Genomic DNA, 22,639 nt, shown 5'->3' with positions numbered 1-22,639 from the left:
CACTTAAAAAAACTTTTATTTTTAAAGTAGGAAAATAATTTGAAGCTAAAGTACCTGAGTTTGCTTTAGGGATTGCTTCCTTTGACAATGAACATCATAAGAAAACAAATATAGCCTCAAAATACATCACAAAAGAAAAAGTAAATTGTACAACTTTAGACAAATTATTGAAGCAAAATTCAATTCAACATTTAGATTTATTAGTTTTAGATACCGAAGGTTATGATTATGAGATATTAATGGATGTAAATTTTAAAACATTATCACCAACAATAATTCATTTTGAGCATGGTTTAAAATCGGGAACAATGAGTAAAAAACAATTTAATGAAATTAAGATATTGTTAAATCAAAATGATTATCAATTATTTATAGAAACTTCAAATACAACTGCGTATAAGACACATGTTTTATTTAATCCCTCATCTTTTTAAATAGAATTATGAACCATTCAACAACCATTATTTTTGCTTATAGAAATCGTGATGTTGTGCGAGTTAATTTAGCACTACAATCTCTACAAACTCAAACCAATAAAAATTTTCAAGTACTTTTAATCGATTATGGAAGCGATATTGAGTATGCTTCTAAACTAATTGCTGTTGTCAAGGCATTTGACTTTGCAAATTATGTTTATGTTGGACATACAGGATTATTATGGAATAAAAGTAAGGCACTTAATTATGGTATTAGAAATGCAACTACAGACTATATCATAACTGCTGATATAGATGTGTTATTTACACCCAATTTTATTGAAAAAGCCCATCAATTAGCTAATTTAAATCAGTTTTCATTGTTTAAAATTGGGTATTTGTCCAAACAAATATCCGAGCAACAACATAGACTTCTAAATTTAAAGCACATTAAAACAACTCATGTAGGTGACACTTTTGGTATTGGTTTGTACCCAAAAATTGTACTCGAAAAGGTTCGAGGTTTAGATGAGTTTTTTCATTTCTACGGTTCAGAAGATGAAGATTTAAATATGCGTGTACAGTTAACAGGAGCAAATTTATTCAGATGTGAGGAGGTAATGCTTTATCACCAATGGCATCCAAGATATCCACAAAAGAAAGATAATAAATTGACAATTCAGCCAAGATTAACAAACATTTTAAGAATAAATCAGCGACATTTTCTTCAAAACAAAAACAATTCAATTAGTCATCCTAATACTAATAGTTGGGGAAATTGTTATAAAAAGGAAGATGCTAAGCGTCTAGAAGATCCAAATGAGGTTATCAAACTAAGCAATATTGCTGCTAATGTTGTACATTTTTTACAAGAAGAATTACCAAAACAATGCAAAGGGGTTATTGAAGTGCTTTTTGTAGAAGACACCTATTATAATTCAGTGAAATATAAAATAAAACAATTACTTGGAAAGCAAACACAACCATATTTTAGTATGAAGGAGATAAATGATTTAGTTTTAAAATCTATTCTATTTCGTTATCGCGATTACAATTACAGTTACGCGATTTCAAAAGACTTTAAGCAAATACGATTTATTATAGATTTAAGTGCATAACATAGTATTAAATCCTTTTAATATGACAGCTTAGATTGCCTTAAACTTTTTTATATTTGAGAATTATCAATCTCGATGAATTAAATGAATAACCTCTTACTTATTGCCGAAATTGGACAAGCACATAATGGTAGTTTACAAAAGGCACACGATTATATCGATGCAGTAGCAACTACAGGAGTTGATGCCATTAAATTCCAAACACATATAGCTGAAGCCGAAAGTAGTATCCATGAACCTTTTAGAGTGAAGTTCACAGATGACTATGCTACGCGATTTGACTATTGGAAAGCTATGGAATTTACTTTAGAAGAGTGGAAATCATTAAAAAATCACTGTGATGAAGTAGGATTAGAGTTTATGAGTTCTCCTTTTAGTAATGCTGCTGTAGATTTGTTAGAGCAAGTTGGAGTAAAACGATATAAAGTTGGATCTGGAGAAGTAAATAATTTTTTATTGCTAGAAAAAATAGCACAAACTAAAAAACCTGTTATACTATCTTCAGGAATGAGTTCGTTTAAGGAGTTAGATGCTGCTACATCTTTTTTAAGATCAAGAAGTATCAATTTTAGTATTATGCAATGCACGTCCGCATATCCAACATCTTCTAAGCAACTAGGTTTAAACATTATACAAGAACTTAAAGAGAGATATAATGTTAATGTAGGTTTTTCCGACCATTCGGCTAAAGTAAGTACTGGAATAGCAGCAGTGGCTCAAGGAGCTGAGATTTTTGAGTTCCATATCGTTTTGAGTAAAGATGAGTTAGGTCCGGATGTTAAATCTTCTTTAACAATTGAAGAAGCAAAGGTGTTAGTAAATGAAACTCGCTATATTTTTAATGCATTGCAGTATCCGGTTAATAAAGATGATGATAGCGCGTTTTTAGAGATAAAGCAAATTTTTGAAAAATCACTAGCGGTTAATAAAAAATTACCTAAAGGGCATCATTTAACATTTGATGATTTAGAAGCTAAAAAGCCAAAAGGTTATGGAGTTAATTCAATTGAATTTGAATCGGTTATAGGAAAACAATTAACTAGAGATTTAAACGAGTGGGAATTCTTGAATAAAAAAGACTTGCCTTAAATGAATACCATTAGAAAAATTTGTGTTGTAATAACGGCAAGACCATCTTACAGTAGAATTAAAACTGCTTTAACTGCTATAGGAGAACATCCTAGGCTAGAACTACAATTAGTTGTTGCAGGATCTGCGTTGCTTGATCGTTATGGAAATGCAGCAAATTATATTGAACGTGATGGGTTTAAAATAGACGAGCGTGTATTCATGGTTCTTGAAGGTGAGAACAAAACAGCAATGGCAAAAACTACAGGCTTGGGTGTTATGGAATTAGCTAATGTATTTTATAACCTTAAACCTGATGCTGTAATTACTATTGCAGATCGTTTTGAAACTATTGCAACGTCTATTGCTGCTGCTTATCAAAACATTCCTTTAGTACATATTCAAGGAGGTGAAGTTACTGGAAATATTGATGAAAAAGTACGTCATGCAAATACAAAACTAGCAGATATTCATTTAGTAGCATCAGAAGATGCTAAAGAGCGAGTTTTGAGGCTAGGAGAGGATAATAACTCTGTTTTCAACACAGGTTGTCCTTCAATTGATATAGCTCATCGATTACTAGAGAGTAAGGGCTTAGACTTTAATCCTATCGAAAAATATGGTGGTGTTGGAGGACTGCAGAAAATGCCAGATAAGTATTTAGTTGTTTTGCAACATCCTGTTACTAATGAATATCACGAAGCAAAAGCTGACGTTGCCAAAACACTTAATGTAATTAACGAATTAAAAATACCAACATTTTGGTTTTGGCCAAATGTAGATGCAGGAGCCGATGGGACTTCTAATGGTATACGATCATTTAGAGAAAAGCATAACCCAAAACATATTCGCTTTTTTAAAAACATGGACTCTAATGATTTTTTAAGGCTTTTAAAGCACAGTCAATGTTTGATTGGAAATAGTAGTGTAGGTATTAGAGAATGTTCTTTTTTAGGTGTTCCTGTAGTTAATATTGGAACACGTCAACACAGAAGACAACGAGGGGAAAATGTTATTGATGTATTGTATGATGAAGTGCAAATCAAAAATGCAATTAAATTACAGTTAGAATCACCTAAAAATAAACGAAGCAATATCTACGGAAATGGTGATAGTGGACAGAAAATCGCTGATATTCTTGCTAATATTGATTTACAATTTCATAAAACAATAGTTTATTAATGAAAATTCTTGGACTTATACCAGCAAGAGGAGGCAGCAAAGGCATTCCTAATAAAAATCGTAAAGTTTTAAACGGGAAACCACTGTTACAATATACTATTGAAGCTGCATTAGGTTCTAAATTACTTAATCGCGTTGTGTTTTCTACAGAAGATGAAACACTTATTAAGTTAGCTAAGGAAATAGGAGTGGAAGTACCTTTCGTGCGTCCTTCGAGCTTGTCTAAAGATAATTCTGGAACCCTGGAGGTTGTACAACATGCATTAAAAATACTTGCTGAAAGAGGAGAAATTTATGATGCAGTATGCTTACTTCAGGTAACAAATCCTTTTAGAACTTCAGAATTTATTGATGAAGCCATAAGGAAGTTTGAAACCGCTAATTCTGACAGTTTACTTTCAGTTTTAAAAGTACCACACACGTACAATCCGCATTGGGTATTCAAGGTTTCAGAAACTGGACACATTAAATTGGCTCTTGGCGATGATAAAATCATGAAAAGACGTCAAGACTTACCTGTTGCTTATCATCGTGATGGTGCTATATATTTGACGAAAGTGGAGACTGTTATGAACAAGAATTCATTGTATGGTGAAACAATTAGTTATATAGAGTCTAATCACGAATACAATATAAATATTGATACTAATGAAGATTGGTTGAAAGCAGAATTGTTAATCAAAACTTTTAGCAAAAAGTAATATTTATAAAACTTAAACATTGTCGAATAACCAAATAAAAATTTTTGTTTTAGTACCTGACGGTGTTAGCTTACGTAATTTTGCATACTCTAGCTTTTATAATCAAGCAAAAGAGAGAGGGTTTGATATTGTATTTTGGCATCATACACCTTTTAATATTGAAACCTTAGGCTTTCACTCTATTTCATTAGAAAACCCAAAATTACACTGGTTAACAACACTATTAAAAAACGTTAGAAAGCGCATAGAGATTTCTCTTTTTGCTAATCGAGAAAATGATAACATATATTATAAATACTTATTCCCATTATCTTATAGCAGTATAAAAAAATCAATTATAAGTATTTTGACACAATTTCTTGTGTTTTGTTTTAATTCTGAAAAAGGAATTAATATTATAAGAAACTTAATTAATACTTTAGAAAAGCAAACAGCTTATTTTAAACATTGTAACTCAGTTTTGGAAAGCCATAAACCCGATTTGGTTTTTTGTACAAGCCAGAGAAATGCTTTAGGTATTGCACCACTACTTGCAGCAAAAAAGCTAAATATTTCTACAATGAGTTTTATATTTTCATGGGATAATTTGCCAAAAGCTACATTAGATGTTTCAGCAGATTTTTATGTGGTTTGGAGCCAGCTCATGAAGAATGAGCTTTTGCATTATTATCGTTTTGTAAGCGATTCTCAAGTTAGAGTGACAGGGACACCACAGTTTGAATCGCATTATGATAAATCACTAATTTTGAGTAAGGATGAGTTTTATTCAAAATATAACTTAGAACAGGATATAACTTACCTTTGTTTTAGTGGTGATGATATTACAACATCTCCAAAAGATGAACTGTATTTGAGGGATATTGCTGAAGCTGTAAGGCAACTAAATATTCAAGGACACAAATTGGGGCTACTTTTTAGGCGTTGTCCTGTAGATTTTTCGAATAGATACGACAGTGTAATAAATACCTATCATGATGTTATTATTCCTGTTCAACCAGAATGGAAAAAAATTGGAGGATCCTGGGATACTATTTTACCCTTACCAGATGATTTAGCCTTATTAGCTAATTTAGCAGAACATACTGAAGCTGTCATCAATTTGGGCTCATCAATGGTTTTCGATTTTGTAGCTCATCAAAAGCCATGTATGTATATGAATTATAATTATCTAAACGCAAGTAATAGCCTTGACAAAGAGGTGTATGTTTATGATTATATACATTTTAGGTCAAAACCAAACGAGGAAGTTGTAGTTTGGTTAAATCATCCACATGCTATTTCTAAAGTAATTTTAGATACCTTAAAGTGCAATCAAAAAACTATTAAAGAAGCAAGTAAATGGTTTGAAAAAATCAATCAGCATCCTCCTCAATTTGCATCAACTCGTATTTTAGATAGTATAGTTGATATTATAAGCACAGCTAAAGCTAAATAACCATGCATATTGCCTTTCTCACTCCAGAATATCCGCGTCCAGAATTAAGTCGCTCTGGTGGTTTAGGTACGAGTATCAAGAATTTGGCAATGGGATTGGTTAAAAGCGGAATTAAAGTTTCAGTTTTTGTAATAGGTCAATCTAGGAATGTTAATTATGATGATAGTGGTATTAAAGTAATTAGTTTGGCAAAAAAGAAACACATTACTTTTAATTGGTACTTTGAACGTAAACGAATTCAGAAAATCATCAATCAATACGTTAAAACAGAAGGGATTCAACTAATTGAAGCACCAGATTGGACAGGTGTTTCTGCCTTTATGAAGTTTAATGTACCATTAATAATCAGACTTAATGGAAGTGATGGTTTTTTTTGTCATTTAGACGGTCGCTCACAAAAGAAGAAGAATTATTTCTTAGAGCATAAAGCCCTAACAAATGCAGATGCTATCGTTAGTGTTAGCACTTTTACTGGTAAGTTAACGAAGCAAGTCTTTAAACTTAAGCATGATATTAAAACCATTCATAATAGTATAGATATTGATGCTTTTAAACCAATTGATGTTGAGATATATGAGGATCAATTATTATATTTTGGAACCATTATTAGAAAAAAAGGCATTTTAGAATTAGCAGAAGCTTTTAATCTTGTTGTAGAAAAAGTACCAAAAAGTAAGCTCCTGTTAATAGGTAAAGATGCCATTGATGTGTTTGAAAAGACCTCTACTGTAAGACTCTTTTTTGACAAACTGTCCTCAAAAGCAAAAGCTAATGTTACTTATCTAACTGAAGTACCATACCATGAAATAAAAAAACATATTGCTGAAGCACAGATTATAGTGTTGCCAAGTTTTGCAGAAGCCTTTCCTATGACTTGGTTAGAAACATTAGCATTGGAAAAGCCTTTAGTTTCTTCTAATATAGGTTGGGCAAACGAATTAATGGTAAACAATTCTACAGGATTTACTGTAGACCCAAAAAATCATGAAGCATTTGCATCAAAAATAATTGAGTTATTAGAAAACTCAGATTTATGCAAAGCATTTGGTAAAGCGGGTAGATTAAGAGTTATTGAAAAGTTTTCAGCTCAAAAAATAACGAATCAAAATATTGAGTTTTATAAATCTGTAATTAATAGATGATTGTAATATTACATAAGGATAATAAGGTTGTCAACGTTTTTGATTATAATTCAAAAGAGGAGATTCAAGCTGGAAGCAGGAATTTATTTGAGGTTTTTTTTGATATTGGAAAGCGGTATGAGAATACCCTTATAGTATGGTGTCATGATGATTTAAAAGATTATATAAACGAAAGTGAATTCAACAATATATTTCATCATAAGTTAATAATGGCTTCTTTTAATACAAAAGATTCTTATTATATAGGTAAACGTATAGGCTATGTGGAATCATCCCCTTTTATAAACGTGAATAAAAAAGTCACTTACCCAACATGGTTAATGAGTAGTTGTATTGGTGGCGTAAATTCTGATGTTTTGTCTAGTTACAATAAAAACGATTATAAAAGTGAAACATTTAGTTATGTTTTAAATTCTATTGCCAAAAGAGGTATGAATAATGGATTATTTTGCTATTCTTCACCCAAACTTCTAATTAACAACAAGATAGCTCCAAAACCTTTCAAACCATCAAAATATGTGCTTTTTAGGTTTATTAAAGCGCATTATAAAAGTAGATGGACTTTCTTAACTTTTTTTAATTGCTTGGTGTATGAAAAAAGATTGTTAGTACTACCTTTTTTAAGGTCTTTTTTTACTTCTAGAAAAGATTATAAACCAAATTTTGAAGATTTAAAAATTGTTACTAGTAAAAGTATTAGTACAATTAATAGTATTGATGTTATAATTCCAACCATTGGTAGGAAGCAATATTTATACGATGTTTTAAAAGATTTAGCAAATCAAACAGTAGTGCCAAAGAATGTGATTATTGTTGAACAAAATCCAGATAAAGGAAGTAAATCAAAACTAGACTATTTACAAAATCAATCATGGCCTTTTCTAATAAAACATACGTTTATTAATAAAACTGGTGCTTGTAATGCTAGAAATATGGCACTACAACAAATAGAGTCTGATTGGATTTTCATGGCTGATGATGATATAAGGTTTGAAAAAAATATTTTAGAAAATGCCCTAAAGGAGATGGCTTCTTATGGTTTAAAAGCAGCTACTTTGAGCTGTATGAGAAAAGAAGATAAAATAATCGAAAAGCCCACGTTGCAATGGAATACATTTGGTTCAGGATGCAGTATTATTTCAAAAAGTATTGCCGAACAAATTAGGTTTGATATTGCTTTTGAAAACGGTTTTGGTGAAGATGGAGATTATGGCATGCAGATTAGAAATTTAGGTGAAGATATTGGTTATATTAGTAAGTGTAGTCTATTGCATTTAAAAGCACCTCTGGGAGGTTTTAGAACAGAAGTTATTCAACCTTGGCAAGATGACGAAATACAACCTAAGCCTTCGCCAACCATTATGTTGTTCAATTTAAAAAACCAAACCAAGAAGCAAATTTTAGGATATAAGACAATTTTGTTTATCAAGTTTTTTAACAGGCAAAAGAACAAGAAAATGTTTTCCTATTTTGTTAATATGAGAAAACGTTGGAAAAAAAGTATGTATTGGGCTAATAAGCTAAAAAACTCTGACAGCTAATGAATTTTTCACTAGTTATATGCACATACATGAGAGCACAACCTTTGTTAAGGTTGCTAAACTCGATTAAAACTCAAACCTTATCTCCTAATGAAATTTTAATCATTGATGGCTCTACAAATATTGAAACTGAACAAATTTTAAAAGTAAAACCTTTTAATAATCTAAAGTATTTTAAAGTAAATAATGACCAAAGGGGATTAACAAGACAACGTAATTTTGGGATTCAACAAATATCAAATGATTGTGAAATTATTTGCTTTTTAGATGATGATATCATCTTAGAGGAAAACTATTTCAAAGAGTTAATTTCAACTTACAAAATCCATCAAAATGCCTTAGCTGTTGGAGGATATATTACTAATGAAGTGAATTGGATGAAATCTGACAGGAGCCGTAATCCATCTAATTTTTATTATGACGGATGGATGCGAAAAGAGCCATCTAGATTTAAGATTAGAGGCAAGTTTGGGCTATTACCAGATAGTAAGCCAGGGTTTTTGCCCTCATTTTCACATGGACGCTCTATTGGGTTCTTACCACCTTCGGGTAAAATTTATGAAGTGGAATTAATTATGGGTGGAGTTTCATCTTTTAAAAAAGAAGTATTTGATAAGATAAAATTTTCAACTTATTTTGAAGGCTATGGGCTTTATGAAGACACCGATTTTACACTGCGATTATCTAAATTGGGAAAGTTATTCGTAAATACTGCTGCTCAATTAGAACATCATCATGATGCACAGGGAAGACCAAACAAATATCAGTATGGAAAGATGGTAGCAAGAAATGGGTGGTATGTATGGAGAGTGAAGTATCCAAAACCCGGACTTAAGGATAGAATAAAATGGAATCTTACTTTTATATTGCTGATGAAACTTAGGTTTTTAAATGTTGTTACAACAAAGAATAGACATGAAGCACTAACAGAATCTATTGGAAGATTGTTCGGATGGTTTTCTTTGCTATTTAACAAGCCAAAAATTCAACGATGAGGTTTCTAATCATAACACATGTACTCCATAAAAAATCAGGGGTTAATTATGCTGGCTATGCACCATATATACAAGAAATGAACTTATGGTTAAAGCATGTGGATGCTGTAGAAATTATTGCACCTTTAATTGAACGAGAAGGGCTATCTCCAATTGATATACCTTATAAACATGATGACCTAAGCATAAATAAAATACCTCAAGTAGAATTTACTTCAATACAAAAGGCAATCATATCATTTTTCAAATTGCCAATTATTTTGTTAACTATTTTCAAAGCATGTAAAAAAGCTGACCATATCCATTTACGTTGTCCAGGAAATATTGGACTGTTAGGAAGCTTGGTTCAAATATGCTTTCCAAAAAAAATAAAAACAGCCAAGTACGCAGGTAACTGGGATCCAAAATCCAAGCAACCCCTCAGTTATAAGGTACAAAAATGGATTTTAAATAATACGTTTTTGACGAGACGTATGACAGTTTTAGTTTATGGCAAATGGAACAATCACACCCACAATATCAAATCTTTTTTTACGGCTTCATATCTAGAGTCCGAAAAGGAATCAATAAACACTAAATCACTAAACGGTACATTAAACTTATTATTTGTTGGTACATTGAGTGAAGGTAAGCAACCGTTGTTGACAGTAAAAGGGATTAATGAGTTGATTAAGTTAGATTATAATGTGTATTTAGATATTTATGGTGAAGGACCGCAGCGCAATATAATTGAAGACTATATTTCTAAAAATAATCTATCAAAACATATCACTCTGCACGGTAACAAGGATAAGGCAACGCTTAAAAATGCCTATCAAAAAGCTCACTTTTTAGTAATTATGTCAAAATCTGAGGGTTGGCCTAAGGCTATAGCAGAAGCTATGTTTTGGAAATGCTTACCCGTAAGTACAGCGGTTTCTTGTGTGCCAGAGATGTTGGATATGGGTTCTAGAGGCAGTTTGGTACAAGACAATGTACATGCCACTGTTAAAGAAATTGAAAATTATATTAAAGATGAAGCACTATATGCCTCTAAAATAGAGAATGCCTTTAATTGGTCAAGACAATACACGCTCAATCGTTTCGATAATGAAATTAAAGATCTTTTGAAAAAATGAGAGTTGTACAATTAATAGATACACTCAATACAGGAGGTGCCGAACGTTTGGCGGTATCATATGCCAATCTATTGACGAAAGATATGAAGGGTTCTTATTTGTGTACAACAAGAGGAGAAGGTCTACTCAAAGCCACTTTAAATGATGAGGTAGGTTATCTTTTTTTAAATAGGAAATATATAATTGATTTTAGGGCTATTGCAAAATTTCTATCATTCATAAAAAAGAACAAGATAACTGTAGTACATGCACATGCTACATCTTTCTTTTTTGCAACCGTGATAAAATGCTGTTATCCAAAACTAAAAATTATATGGCATGATCATTATGGTAAAAGTGAATCACTTGCTAAACGACCTGTTTTATTCATTAAGTATTGTTCCCTATTATTTAACCAAATAATTGTGGTTAATCAAAAGTTATTAGATTGGGCATCTGCTAAAACATGGTGTGAAAATATTAGATATTTACCCAATATTGTAACTCTAGATAATTGTAGTCCTTCCACTATGCTTAAAGGAAATTCTGGCAAACGTATTTTATGTTTGGCTAACTTAAGACCCCAGAAAGATCATTTAAATTTGTTTAGTGCGATGCTTCTAGTAAACAAAATGTATCCAGATTGGACATTACATTGTGTAGGCCTCGATTTTAAGGATGATTATTCCCGTGAAATAAAACAGTATGTCAGTGCAAATAATTTAGAAGAGGTAATTTATTTTTATGATAGTAGGTCAGATATAAAAAACATTATTAAACAATCTGATATAGGTGTATTATCTTCAAAATCAGAAGGTTTGCCTATTACTTTATTGGAATATGGTTTTTTGGGTTTGCCGGTTATCGCGACTCATGTTGGAAACTGTGAATTGGTAATCACTTCAGATAAAATGGGGCAATTGATTCCGAGTAATGATTCTAAGGCGCTATCCAAGGCTCTAATGTATTACATTGCGCATGAGACTAATAGAAAAGCATCGGGACTATATTTAAAAAAACATATTCAATCACAATTTACATCTAATGCTATTAAAGGTGAATTATTGAAAATTTATAAAAAATTAACTAAGCTTGGATAAGAGATCTATTGTTCATAACTATAACATTAATAACAGAGAAAATTATATAGCTCTAATTATTATGCATATTGCTTTGGGTGTGGTTATTAATATAATTCCTGTATTATCAAAAGTAATATTTATAGCTACAATCCTATTTTTTCTTTACAGGATATTTAATGCGACACCAGGTAATAAACCCTTAGAGATTATTTTAGCCTGTAGCTATATGGTCGGTGCAGAGGTATTGTTTAGAATGACCTCTGCTACCTTTTTTTATGAGGGGGTGAAGTATTTGGTTATTCTTTTTATGCTTACAGGCTTGGTTACGAGTTATATTTCCAATAGGGCTTATCCCTATCTTATCTATTTAATTTTATTGGCACCTTCTATAGTAGTTGCAATATTAAATTTAAATTATGGTAGTAACTTAAGAACAAATATTGCATTTGTACTGAGTGGTCCCGTTTGTCTTGGGTTTTCGGCATTATATTTATTTGATAAAAAAATAGTAATGCGAGATTTTTTAGAAGCTTTTAAATATTTGAGCTTACCTATAATTTCAATGACAACCTATTTATTTTTATATAATCCAAGTATAAGGGATGTACTTAGTGGTACGAGTTCTAACTTTGCGGCCTCAGGGGGTTTTGGGCCAAATCAAGTGGCTACAGTACTTGGTTTAGGTATGTTTACATTAACAGTTAGGCTTTTTATGAAATCACCAACATTGTGGTTAAAAATTTTAAACACCATACTGTTAATAGCGGTGAGTTACAGAGGAATCATCACGTTTAGTAGGGGAGGAATATTAGTAGCATTAGCAATGATTGCTGTTTTTTTGCTCTTCTTATATCAAAGATCAACACTTAAAATGAAGGGAAATATTGTTTTTTCTTTTTTATTAATTGTTTTATTAGGCCCTTTAATATGGCTGTATACCTCGAACCAGACGGATGGTCTCATAGAAAAACGTTATGCCAATCAAGATGCTCTTGGTCGCGAAAAAGAGGATATCGCTACTGGACGCTTATATATTTTTAAGAGCGATTTAGAAGGGTTCTTTCAAAATCCTATTTTGGGAGTTGGTGCTAATGGCGCCAAAGAACTTAGAATTAAAAATGGAGAGGATATAATTGCATCCCATAATGAGATTAGTAGACTTCTCTCAGAACACGGTTCTTTTGCATTTATAATTTTATTGATTTTAGGTTTTAAGCCATTATTATACCGAGTAAAAAACAATAAAAATATTTTCTTTTATGCAATGCTTGGATTTTGGTTTGCAACTATAAACCATTCAGCAATGCGTATTGCAGCCCCAGGCTTTATATATGCATTGGCACTATTAAATATTCAAAATGACAAACGTCTTATACATAGGAAACGCCTTAGCACAAAAAGGTAATACTAGTACTACTATAGATACACTGGGAGATCAACTAAGTGAATTTTGTAATGTTAATATTGCTTCCAATAAGTCCAACAAGATATTGAGATTATTAGATATGGTTTGGTCTGTGATTAAATTTAATAAAAGAACAGATTACGTTTTAATTGATACATACAGTACTCATAATTTTTATTATGCTTTGGTAGTCAGTCAATTTTGTAGACTCTTACGAATAAAATACATACCAATATTGCATGGAGGAAATTTGGAGAAACGACTAATCCATAATTCTAGATTAAGTAAATTATTGTTTAGTAATGCAAACAAATTAGTAGCACCTTCCAAGTTTCTAGAGTCTATATTTTTAAAATACGGTTATGATAATTTGTGTTTTATCCCCAATAGCATAGAAATTGATAATTATACTTACAGACAAAGGGAAATCAATAATCTTAATCTTCTATGGGTAAGGTCATTTTCATCAATATATAATCCAGAATTGGCTTTGTTGGTATTAGAAGAATTGAAAAGTAAGGGATTAAACTCTAATCTTACCATGGTTGGTCCTGAAGTTGATGGTTCAATGCAAAGGACAAAGGCGCTTGCAACAGAAAAAAAATTAGATGTTAAGTTTACTGGTAAACTATCAAAAAAAGATTGGATCAATCTATCCAAGTCTCATAATATATTTATAAATACCACAAATATTGATAATACTCCGGTAAGTGTTATTGAAGCCATGGCACTTGGTTTACCTGTGGTCTCAACTAACGTTGGTGGTATATCCTATTTAATACAGGATAAGAAGGAAGGGATATTAGTACCTCCTAATGATGCCAAGAAAATGAGCGATGCTATACTAGAAATTTGTAATGATGTTGATTTAAGAAAATTAATATCAAAAAATGCGAGATCTAAGGTAGAAGATTTTGATTGGGATAAAATCAGTTGCAAATGGCAACAAGTATTGGTTTAAGTCAAATATATTAGATAAGTAAAATTTAATTAGGATAACAAAAAAATAGTATCGTAAATTTAGTTGTTAGCAGTAAATAAATTAAATTGCAGTAAACAAGTTATTTTTAAATCAAAGTAAACAAAGGCCTCCCCAAGTTCATAAAATGACCCATAAAAAAAGCATACATTTTGAAGTTTCTGAGCGTAAGATATTACTGAGACTCATCGATTTGTTGGCTATTTTTCTAGGTATAAGGTTATTGGCAATTGTTTTTTCATATGAGTATTTAATTTTAAATAAACAACATACGCTACATGTTGTTGTACTCGGAATTTATATTACAATTGTACATACTATTTTTGAGCTTTATGATTTACAAAAGGCTAGTAAATTAGATAGTACCGCAAAAAATTTAATTGTTTCATCTTTTTTTGTTGCTCTTTTTTACTTATCTACCCCTTATGTAACCCCAGTCCTTCCTGAACAACGTACATTTATAGTATATTTTTACTTGACCTTATGCATTCCAGTTTTGTTGTGGCGTGTTTGTTATATACAATTTATTGAATCCCCTCGTTTTTATAAAAAAGTATTATTAATTGCAGATATTGGTAATGTTGATAGTCTCGTGAAGACTATTCAGAGATCTGATCCTAATTATAAGATAGTTGGTTTTCTCAACAGCGAACCTAGTAAAAAGGATGCGATTAAATATAAAGGCTTAATAGAATTTCAATTTGATACTATTGAACAGGTGATTTTAAATAATGATATATCTGAAATAATCGTGGCAAGGTTTAACGATAACGAGATGATGTCTCAAGTATATGAAAATTTAATATTACTTGTAGAGCAAGGATATAAAGTAAGAGACTATACCCAAGTTTATGAAGAATTACTCAAAAAAGTACCGCTTCAGTTTGTTGGTGACGATTTCTATAAATATTTACCATATAGCAGAAACAATGAAAATAAATTATATCGCTTCATCCGTAGAGTAAGTGATATTATATTTTCAATTATTGGTTTGATGATAATGATTTGTATACTACCTATTGTAGTATTAGGAAATATCTTCGCCAACAAAGGCCCTTTATTTTATAAACAAAAGCGTATCGGTAAAAATGGAGTGCCATTTAAAATATTTAAATTAAGAACTATGGTAGTTCATGCGGAGTATAATGGTGCAAAATGGGCAGATAAAAATGATAAAAGAGTCACACCTTTTGGTCGATTTTTACGCAATTCACGATTAGATGAAATTCCTCAATTTTGGAATATTTTAAAAGGAGAGATGAATATCATAGGACCTCGACCAGAACGTCCATTTTTTGTAAATCAATTGTCCGAGACTGTCCCATTTTATGAAATACGCCATATCATTAAGCCCGGTTTAACGGGTTGGGCGCAGGTTAATGCGAGATATGGCTCTTCGATTGATGATAGTACTGATAAACTTCAATACGACCTGTATTACATTAAACACAGGGGGCTATTTATTGATTTAAATATTTTTATTAAAACCTTTAGTACCATTATTTATTATAGAGGACGGTAGTATTTACTTGAAGCATCGTAATAAATAAAAATAACGAACGCATAAAGTGATAATTAGAGGAATCAGTCCCACAGCGAAAACTTGCACGCCTATGAGCCAATGAAGTGTCATTAAGCAAAGCATAATAATTAAGAATTTTAAATATCCCTTTACCCAATTTTTCATTCTATTTTTTACTACTTGACCAATTAATATAAAATTTAATGGAAATGCCCAAAGGAGGTTGTAATTATTAGCGGTGGCACTGTGGTCTGTAGCAAACCATAGTAAGAATAATAAAATACCCACAATACTGGTTACACTAAATAAAGCAATATCTAACCATTTACTTCTAGAATGGTTTTTATGATTTCTAAACGTTATAAATAGTATAATAAATCCTAAAAGGCTATTGATAAATATTGGACTTAATAAAAAATTTGAAGTGTCTTTCTCTGGTTTTTTATTATATACAATTGATGAGCGTTTTACAATTGAATCAGGTCCATTGTAAGAGGCGTTTAAGAAAAATTGATGGATATATTTTGGTAAGAACATGAACTCGTTAGAAGATGCATTTTGATCGATTACAGAACCCAAGGCTAGGTCAATACCAAAACTTCCCCAACTGTTATTGTCTACGTGTTCATAAATTAATTCTCTAAACGTTTTTGGTTCGAAATTTTTGGGTTTATTAAAAGTTATTGGATTTGCCGTAACCGATTGAGAAACATCTCTGATTCTTGTAGCACAGTTGTCAAAAAAGAAATCATAAAGATATCTTCTGTTTTCCGGTTTATAATTATTTTCTAAGAAATCAAATAAAGCCTGTTTTTCTGTTTCGGAGAAATTTAAAACTTGTTCTTTTAAAGTACGATTATAATGCACATAATGATTATAAAAATCAGAATAATTATGTCTACTGATTAGGTAATTCAGCTTTCCTAGCGCAAACTTTAAATAAAAATTGGGTGCATCAAAGTCATATTCGCCATAGCCATAAGTAACGTCAATGCCAAGAGACTTATCTGTTACCCTAAAAGCGTTATGTCCAAAAGCATCATTTAACGATTTACCAGGTCCAACAGTTAGTATAGATACTTCTGCATTTGGAGATAATTTAATTTGTTGTGCTACAACAGATCCAATGGAAAAAATAAAAATGAATAGTGTAAAAAATAATCTCATAATTATCTAAAGATACCAAAGTCTATTTTTAATGAAAAGACATTAGAGTATAAGGCTGCACTTTGATCGCCAATATCAGTAAAGGCATAGTCTATTTGTATACCCTTATATTTAAAACCTACACCAAAATTTGGTTGAAATGTTAAGGACTCAGAATTGTCTATTTGCAATTCATTCTGAAAATTACCAACACCACCGCGTAAAAAAACAAGATCTGTATATCCAAATTCAAACCCTAAAGCTGGATTTATACTTGCAAAAGAGCTTGAAATGACATCATTATTTTCTTCAAATCTTACAATAAGATTAGTAGCCGCTAGTAATGAGTAGTCATAATTGAATATCCATTTTTTGGATATTCCAAATTGAAGTTTTGGGATGGTTATTTCAGTAGTTTCGGGTAATTCTTGGTTCTGTCCGTCAACAGCACTACTAATTTGCTCAAACTTATCTTCATCAATGGCCCAAGCATTATAAGTTGTGGTAATGTCTCTAGCCATAAGACCAAATTTCCAATCGTTATCAGTTTCAAATTGTATACCTGCGTCAAGTCCAAATCCCCAAGAAGAGGCAAAATCACCAATAATTCGTCTTATGATTTTTGCGTTTACACCAAAATTCAGTCCATCTAATGGCAGTTTTCTAGCATAAGAAAACGTAAGACCGTAATCTGCAGTGGAAAAGGTGCTGATTCTATCATAATTGATATTACCTTGATCGTCAATTAACTGCGTAGTATCTAAAATATCATCTACACCAAATCTTATGAGTGAAATACCAACCGCGCTTCTATCATCAAGTGGCATTGCGAAAGCTATGTAGTTGTAGTTGGCAATATTAGCGAAATAACTAGAATGCATTAATGCTACCTGCTTATCTTCAATATGTACGAGTCCTGCTGGATTCCAATATCCAGAATTTACATCGGAAGTATGGGATACAACCGCATTACTCATACCTAAGGATGCTGCATCTACACCAATATTCATAAATTCATTAGAATATTTCCTTGTGGTTTGTGCTATAGTAGCAAGCGAGGTAAGTGTTAAGAGAATTACAAGGTAATTTTTCAACAGCAATAATTTTTTACAAAGATGCACAATATTTTCTATCTAATAAACTGCAAATACCAGATCTTATTGTGTGTCAGCCATAATTTGGTGATTTATTGAGATGAGAGTTAAATAGTTTTTTATTTTTACGGAAAGTTGAAGAATGAATATAAAGAAACACATTCCTAATTTTGTAACTCTACTTAATCTTTTTTCGGGCTGTATTGCTGTAATATTTGCTGTTTATGGTAATTTTATCATAGCAGCAATTTTTGTTTTTACTGGTATATTTTTTGACTTTTTTGACGGGCTTTTAGCACGAAAACTTAATGTACAGAGCCCACTAGGAATACAATTAGATTCATTGGCAGATTTAGTAACTAGTGGCGTTGTTCCAGGTATAATCATATTTAAACTTTTATCGTTAACTGTAGATACTCCAGATTTTGCATCGTATAATGACAGTTGGAATTCTGTGTTTCATTGGCAAGGATTTAAATTATCTGTGTTACCATTAATAGGTTTTTTAATTCCATTGGCCTCAGCATATAGATTAGCCAAATTTAATCTAGATGAAGACCAGCAAACTTATTTTAAAGGACTTCCTGTACCTGCAAATACTCTATTCATCTTGTCATTTCCATTAATTTTAGAATTTCAAAATAATGACATCATGAATTCAATTATTATAAACAAGTGGTTTTTAATTGGTATTACTTTGGTAAGTTCTTATTTGTTGAATTCAAAAATCAAATTATTTGCTTTAAAGTTTAAAGAATGGAGCTTTAGGGCCAATACTATGCGATACATTTTCTTGGCATTAAGTATTGTGACATTAATTATTTTTCAATTTGCGGCTATTCCACTCATTATCGTTTTATACATAGTCCTATCACTTTCCGACCAAAAGAACATACACTAAAATTATAATCTAAATATTATTATGGCAGAAATCATTTTCACCCTACTCATGCTTGTTATGTTGCAAGCAGTACTTGGTTTTGATAATTTATTATATATATCGTTAGAATCTAAGAAAGCACCTGAACAAGAACAAAAAAGAGTTAGAAAGGTTGGTATTTTAATTGCTATAGTATTGAGAATTGTTCTTCTTTTTGTTTTAGTATCCATCATAGACTATTTTCAAGAACCATTTTCTTTCTTGACTGGTCATATTGAGAATGTATTGGACTTCGCTTTTAATGGACATAGCATTATTGTATTAGCTGGAGGGGGTTTTATCATTTATACGGCACTAAAAGAAATATGGCATATGATATCTGTGAAAGATTTAGATGTTGACGTTGAGGGAGAAAATAATGGCAGAATGAAATCTGCTAATGCTACCATTTTTAGTATTGTAATTATGAATCTTGTATTTTCTTTTGATTCCATCTTGGCAGCAATTGGTCTCACTAACGAGATTGAAAATTCAAATACAGCCTTTATTGTAATGGCTATTGCAATTGTTGTGAGTGGACTTTTAATGTTGCTTCTAGCGAATAGAATTTCTACTTTTTTAGCTAAAAATAGAATGTATGAAGTTTTAGGTTTATTTATACTTTTTATAGTAGGTATAATGCTAGTAACTGAAGGAGGTCATTTAGCACATTTAAAAATATTTGGAAATGAAATCGTACCAATGAGTAAGACCACCTTTTATTTTGTAATTGCTGTATTAATAGTGGTTGATGTAGTTCAAGGTCGTTATCAAAAGAAACTTTTGCAGGCAGAAGTTCCTAATCAAGATAAAGTTTAAAACTCTAACTTCTTTTTTCTAAGCTCAAAATTTTGACCTAGATAAACTTTACGAACCATTTCATCGCTAGCAAGTTCCTCTGGAACACCAGCTTTTAATATTCCACCTTCAAACATAAGATAGGTTCTGTCAGTAATTGCAAGTGTTTCTTGTACGTTATGGTCTGTAATTAAGATACCAATATTCTTTTTAGTAAGTTTAGCTACGATACGCTGAATATCCTCAACTGCCACAGGGTCAACACCTGCAAATGGTTCATCCAATAATATAAAATTTGGATCTGTGGCTAGAGCTCTTGCAATTTCTGTTCTTCTGCGTTCTCCACCTGAGAGTAAATCACCTCTATTGGTCCTAATATGCCCTAGTCCAAATTCCTCAATTAATGACTCCATTTTATCGTGCTGTTCCTTTTTGCTCAATTTAGTAAGTTGCAAAACACTTAGAATATTATCTTCAATACTCAGTTTCCTAAAAACCGAAGCCTCTTGAGCTAAATATCCAATCCCGTTCTGAGCACGCTTATACATAGGATATTTTGTAATGTCTGTATTGTCTAAATAAATATTACCACCATTTGGTTTAATGATACCAACTATCATGTAGAATGATGTCGTTTTTCCTGCACCATTAGGTCCCAATAAACCAACAATCTCGCCCTGGTTCACTTCAAGAGAAACATCCTTAACTACTTTTCGTCCTCCGTAGGACTTCATTAAATTTTCGGCTCTTAATTTCATAATCTATTCAACAACGCTAAAAATAACAAAATCATATAGACAATTCTGCCAGTAGCAAAGATTTATTAAAAGTTTAACCTTGATTTTCAATAGCTTCCCAATATTCATGAGCTCTCCTTAAATGAGGTATTACAATAGTGCCGCCAATTAAGGTCGCTATTCCTAGCGCTTCACTCACTTCTGCCTTTGAAACCCCTTCTTTATAAGAAGATTCTAAATGATACTTAACACAATCATCGCAACGCAAGACTGCAGAAGCAACCAAACCGAGAAGCTCCTTAGTTTTTTTATCTAATGCACCTTCTTGAAAGGCATTAGTATCCAAGTTAAAAATTCGTTTAACTATTTTATTATTATCAGCTAAGATCTTGTCGTTCATCTTAGACCGATATTCATTAAATTCACTTACTATGTCAGACATTTTTTATTTTTCTTTTCTGATTTCTTACAACTACTGCAGAAATATAAATACTAACTTGATATAATATTAAAATAGGAATAGCTACTATAACCTGGCTTGCAATATCTGGTGGTGTAATTACTGCCGCTAAAATTAATACGATTACTAAGGCAAACTTTCTGTACTTCTTCAAAAAAGCAGGAGTTACCAATCCGGCTTTTGTTAAAAAGTAGATGATTATTGGCAATTCAAAAACAAAACCAGACGCAATGGCTGATGATCTCACAATAGCTATAACTGAACTTACATCAAACTCATTTGATATCATTTCACTTATCTGATAATTTGCCAGGAAATTAAGCGATAACGGTGTAACTATGTAATATCCAAAAAGTACACCTAGAAAAAACAAAACAGATGCTGTAAATAAAAAGCCTCTTGAATTTCTGCGTTCATTCTCTTTTAATCCTGGACCAATAAAACTCCATAGTTGATAAATTACATATGGAAATGCTATGATGAATCCGGCATAAATGGAGGTCCAAATATGTGCTGAAAATTGGCCAGCAACAGTTCTGTTTTGAATTATAAAAGGAAACTTGTCTGCACAGAATGTTGTGTCATTAATTCCAATCAGCTGCGAGATTTTACAAAGCCCTTCATAAGTTGGGAAATCCATATTTGTTGGTCCAAATATGATAACATCAAAAATAAATTTCTTGAAAATAAAAGCTAAAGTTGCGGCAATTAAAATACCTAAGGTGGCCCTAATTAAATGCCATCTTAAATCCTCAAGATGGTCTAAAAAAGACATTTCATCAATATTCTTTATCGCCATTATATAATGCCCTCTTTGATTAAATCGTGAAGATGTACAACACCTGCATATTTACCATTATGTTCTACAAGTAGTTGAGAAATCTCAAATTCTTCCATGAGTTTCTTTGCATCAACTGCCATGGCATCCTCAGAAATCCATCTCGGATTTTTACTCATTATATCTTTTGCTGTCAAAGTAGTAATGTCATTGCTTTTACTTAACATTCGTCTTAAATCGCCGTCCGTGATAATACCAATAATTGCATCCTTATCAACAACGGCTGTAACTCCCAGCATTTTTTCGGTGATTTCAACAATGACTTCTTTAAGGGTTGCATCAGGCCCAACTTCTGGTTTTAAATTTTGCGAAGAAAGGTCGTTAACTCTTAAATAAAGGCGTTTTCCTAAAGCTCCTCCTGGATGATATTTAGCAAAATCATTACTAGAAAACCCTCTTAATTCAAGTAAACAAACTGCAAGTGCATCACCAATAACCAATTGTGCGGTTGTACTTGTTGTTGGTGCTAAATTATTTGGGCATGCCTCTTGCTCAACATAGGCATTTAACACATAATCAGCTTGTTGCCCTAAATAAGATGCTTTATCCCCGGTGATAGCAATCATTTTATTCTCGGCATTTTTTATAAGTGGCACCAGTACTTTAATTTCTGGAGTATTTCCACTTTTAGAAATACAGATTACTATATCATCTTTAAGTATCAATCCTAGATCACCGTGTATAGCATCAGCAGCATGCATAAAAACAGCTGGCGTTCCGGTTGAGTTTAATGTTGCGACAATTTTTGTTGCTATAATGGCACTTTTTCCAATGCCAGTAATGATAACTCTTCCTTTAGAATTATAGATTAATTCTACAGCTTCTGCAAATTCATCGGTTAATAATTCTGATAAATGCTCAATGGCATCCCGTTCTAATTTTATAGTACTTTTTGCAGTACTTAAAATGGATTGTTTAGTGTTCAAAACTAATTTTTATGGCTTTTTTTTAGATTTAAAGAAAT

At 31.7% G+C, this 22,639-nt stretch carries 22 protein-coding genes; 16 read left to right on the top strand and 6 right to left on the bottom strand.

The genetic code is table 11. The annotated features are described in order from the left end of the window. Positions 1-71: 71 nt before the first annotated feature. The 14 genes from DUZ96_RS07105 (at position 72) to DUZ96_RS07040 (ending at position 15,683) form a co-directional block, all read left to right on the top strand. Positions 72-434 carry an FkbM family methyltransferase gene (locus DUZ96_RS07105; protein ID WP_114301248.1) on the top strand — a complete coding sequence of 121 codons (363 nt, stop codon included), beginning with the start codon at positions 72-74 and terminating at the stop codon, positions 432-434. 8 nt (positions 435-442) lie between these two features. Further along, positions 443-1,534 (top strand): glycosyltransferase family 2 protein, encoded by a 1,092-nt coding sequence (locus DUZ96_RS07100; protein WP_114301247.1) that lies wholly within the window; start codon positions 443-445, stop codon positions 1,532-1,534. 84 nt (positions 1,535-1,618) lie between these two features. Next, positions 1,619-2,623 (top strand): N-acetylneuraminate synthase family protein, encoded by a 1,005-nt coding sequence (locus tag DUZ96_RS07095; protein WP_114301246.1) that lies wholly within the window; start codon positions 1,619-1,621, stop codon positions 2,621-2,623. After that, positions 2,624-3,784 carry a UDP-N-acetylglucosamine 2-epimerase gene (gene neuC / locus DUZ96_RS07090; RefSeq protein WP_114301245.1) on the top strand — a complete coding sequence of 387 codons (1,161 nt, stop codon included), beginning with the start codon at positions 2,624-2,626 and terminating at the stop codon, positions 3,782-3,784. Next, positions 3,784-4,485: a cytidylyltransferase domain-containing protein gene (locus DUZ96_RS07085; RefSeq protein WP_114301244.1), complete on the top strand. Its 702-nt coding sequence runs from the start codon at positions 3,784-3,786 to the stop codon at positions 4,483-4,485. Before neuC ends, DUZ96_RS07085 begins: the two co-directional genes overlap by 1 nt. Positions 4,486-4,504: 19 nt before the next feature. Continuing rightward, positions 4,505-5,920 carry a UDP-glycosyltransferase gene (locus DUZ96_RS07080; protein ID WP_114301243.1) on the top strand — a complete coding sequence of 472 codons (1,416 nt, stop codon included), beginning with the start codon at positions 4,505-4,507 and terminating at the stop codon, positions 5,918-5,920. Between the two features lie 2 nt (positions 5,921-5,922). Further along, complete coding sequence (locus DUZ96_RS07075) at positions 5,923-7,062, top strand: glycosyltransferase family 4 protein (RefSeq protein ID WP_114301242.1); 1,140 nt, start codon at positions 5,923-5,925, stop codon at positions 7,060-7,062. Beyond that, positions 7,059-8,603 carry a glycosyltransferase family 2 protein gene (locus DUZ96_RS07070; protein WP_114301241.1) on the top strand — a complete coding sequence of 515 codons (1,545 nt, stop codon included), beginning with the start codon at positions 7,059-7,061 and terminating at the stop codon, positions 8,601-8,603. The genes DUZ96_RS07075 and DUZ96_RS07070 overlap by 4 nt, the downstream gene beginning before the upstream one ends. After that, positions 8,603-9,598 (top strand): glycosyltransferase family 2 protein, encoded by a 996-nt coding sequence (locus DUZ96_RS07065; RefSeq protein ID WP_114301240.1) that lies wholly within the window; start codon positions 8,603-8,605, stop codon positions 9,596-9,598. Before DUZ96_RS07070 ends, DUZ96_RS07065 begins: the two co-directional genes overlap by 1 nt. Then, positions 9,595-10,716 carry a glycosyltransferase family 4 protein gene (locus tag DUZ96_RS07060; RefSeq protein ID WP_114301239.1) on the top strand — a complete coding sequence of 374 codons (1,122 nt, stop codon included), beginning with the start codon at positions 9,595-9,597 and terminating at the stop codon, positions 10,714-10,716. Before DUZ96_RS07065 ends, DUZ96_RS07060 begins: the two co-directional genes overlap by 4 nt. Further along, a complete protein-coding gene (locus tag DUZ96_RS07055) occupies positions 10,713-11,795 on the top strand; it encodes a glycosyltransferase (RefSeq protein WP_114301238.1) in 1,083 nt (360 codons plus the stop codon). The genes DUZ96_RS07060 and DUZ96_RS07055 overlap by 4 nt, the downstream gene beginning before the upstream one ends. Continuing rightward, the gene (locus DUZ96_RS07050; RefSeq protein WP_258774334.1) at positions 11,788-13,182 is read left to right on the top strand and encodes an O-antigen ligase; all 1,395 of its coding nucleotides are present in this window, start codon (positions 11,788-11,790) and stop codon (positions 13,180-13,182) included. Before DUZ96_RS07055 ends, DUZ96_RS07050 begins: the two co-directional genes overlap by 8 nt. Then, the gene (locus tag DUZ96_RS07045) at positions 13,136-14,143 is read left to right on the top strand and encodes a glycosyltransferase family 4 protein (protein ID WP_114301237.1); all 1,008 of its coding nucleotides are present in this window, start codon (positions 13,136-13,138) and stop codon (positions 14,141-14,143) included. The genes DUZ96_RS07050 and DUZ96_RS07045 overlap by 47 nt, the downstream gene beginning before the upstream one ends. Before the next feature lie 145 nt (positions 14,144-14,288). Further along, a complete protein-coding gene (locus DUZ96_RS07040) occupies positions 14,289-15,683 on the top strand; it encodes a sugar transferase (RefSeq protein ID WP_114301236.1) in 1,395 nt (464 codons plus the stop codon). Between the two features lie 3 nt (positions 15,684-15,686). Here DUZ96_RS07040 and DUZ96_RS07035 read toward each other — a convergent pair whose 3' ends face one another. Together DUZ96_RS07035 and DUZ96_RS07030 are read right to left on the bottom strand one after the other, a co-directional pair. Beyond that, the gene (locus DUZ96_RS07035; RefSeq protein WP_114301235.1) at positions 15,687-16,850 is read right to left on the bottom strand and encodes a DUF4105 domain-containing protein; all 1,164 of its coding nucleotides are present in this window, start codon (positions 16,848-16,850) and stop codon (positions 15,687-15,689) included. A gap of 2 nt (positions 16,851-16,852) precedes the next feature. After that, positions 16,853-17,923, bottom strand: a complete 1,071-nt coding sequence (locus DUZ96_RS07030) for a PorV/PorQ family protein (RefSeq protein ID WP_114301234.1) — start codon at positions 17,921-17,923, stop codon at positions 16,853-16,855. A 142-nt stretch (positions 17,924-18,065) separates the two neighbouring features. On the opposite strand from DUZ96_RS07030, the gene DUZ96_RS07025 reads away from it, so the two are divergent. Both DUZ96_RS07025 and DUZ96_RS07020 read left to right on the top strand, forming a co-directional pair. After that, complete coding sequence (locus DUZ96_RS07025) at positions 18,066-18,824, top strand: phosphatidylcholine/phosphatidylserine synthase (protein WP_114301233.1); 759 nt, start codon at positions 18,066-18,068, stop codon at positions 18,822-18,824. A 21-nt stretch (positions 18,825-18,845) separates the two neighbouring features. Further along, a complete protein-coding gene (locus tag DUZ96_RS07020; protein WP_114301232.1) occupies positions 18,846-19,661 on the top strand; it encodes a TerC family protein in 816 nt (271 codons plus the stop codon). Here the strand turns inward: DUZ96_RS07020 and lptB are convergent. The 4 genes from lptB to DUZ96_RS07000 all read right to left on the bottom strand — a co-directional run bounded on the left by lptB (position 19,658) and on the right by DUZ96_RS07000 (position 22,601). Further along, positions 19,658-20,398 carry an LPS export ABC transporter ATP-binding protein gene (lptB, locus tag DUZ96_RS07015; protein ID WP_114301231.1) on the bottom strand — a complete coding sequence of 247 codons (741 nt, stop codon included), beginning with the start codon at positions 20,396-20,398 and terminating at the stop codon, positions 19,658-19,660. The genes DUZ96_RS07020 and lptB overlap by 4 nt on opposite strands. A 73-nt stretch (positions 20,399-20,471) precedes the next feature. Next, positions 20,472-20,819 carry a carboxymuconolactone decarboxylase family protein gene (locus DUZ96_RS07010; protein ID WP_114301230.1) on the bottom strand — a complete coding sequence of 116 codons (348 nt, stop codon included), beginning with the start codon at positions 20,817-20,819 and terminating at the stop codon, positions 20,472-20,474. Continuing rightward, positions 20,812-21,636 (bottom strand): twin-arginine translocase subunit TatC, encoded by an 825-nt coding sequence (tatC, locus tag DUZ96_RS07005; RefSeq protein ID WP_114301229.1) that lies wholly within the window; start codon positions 21,634-21,636, stop codon positions 20,812-20,814. The genes DUZ96_RS07010 and tatC overlap by 8 nt, the downstream gene beginning before the upstream one ends. Beyond that, positions 21,636-22,601, bottom strand: coding sequence for an SIS domain-containing protein (locus DUZ96_RS07000; RefSeq protein WP_114301228.1), 966 nt, complete (start codon positions 22,599-22,601; stop codon positions 21,636-21,638). The genes tatC and DUZ96_RS07000 overlap by 1 nt, the downstream gene beginning before the upstream one ends. Positions 22,602-22,639: the final 38 nt, after the last annotated feature.

Origin of the sequence: Winogradskyella sp. KYW1333 (genome assembly GCF_003335675.1) — a bacterium.
Lineage (GTDB): Bacteria > Bacteroidota > Bacteroidia > Flavobacteriales > Flavobacteriaceae > Winogradskyella.
This window is presented reverse-complemented; position numbering and strand designations above follow the sequence as displayed.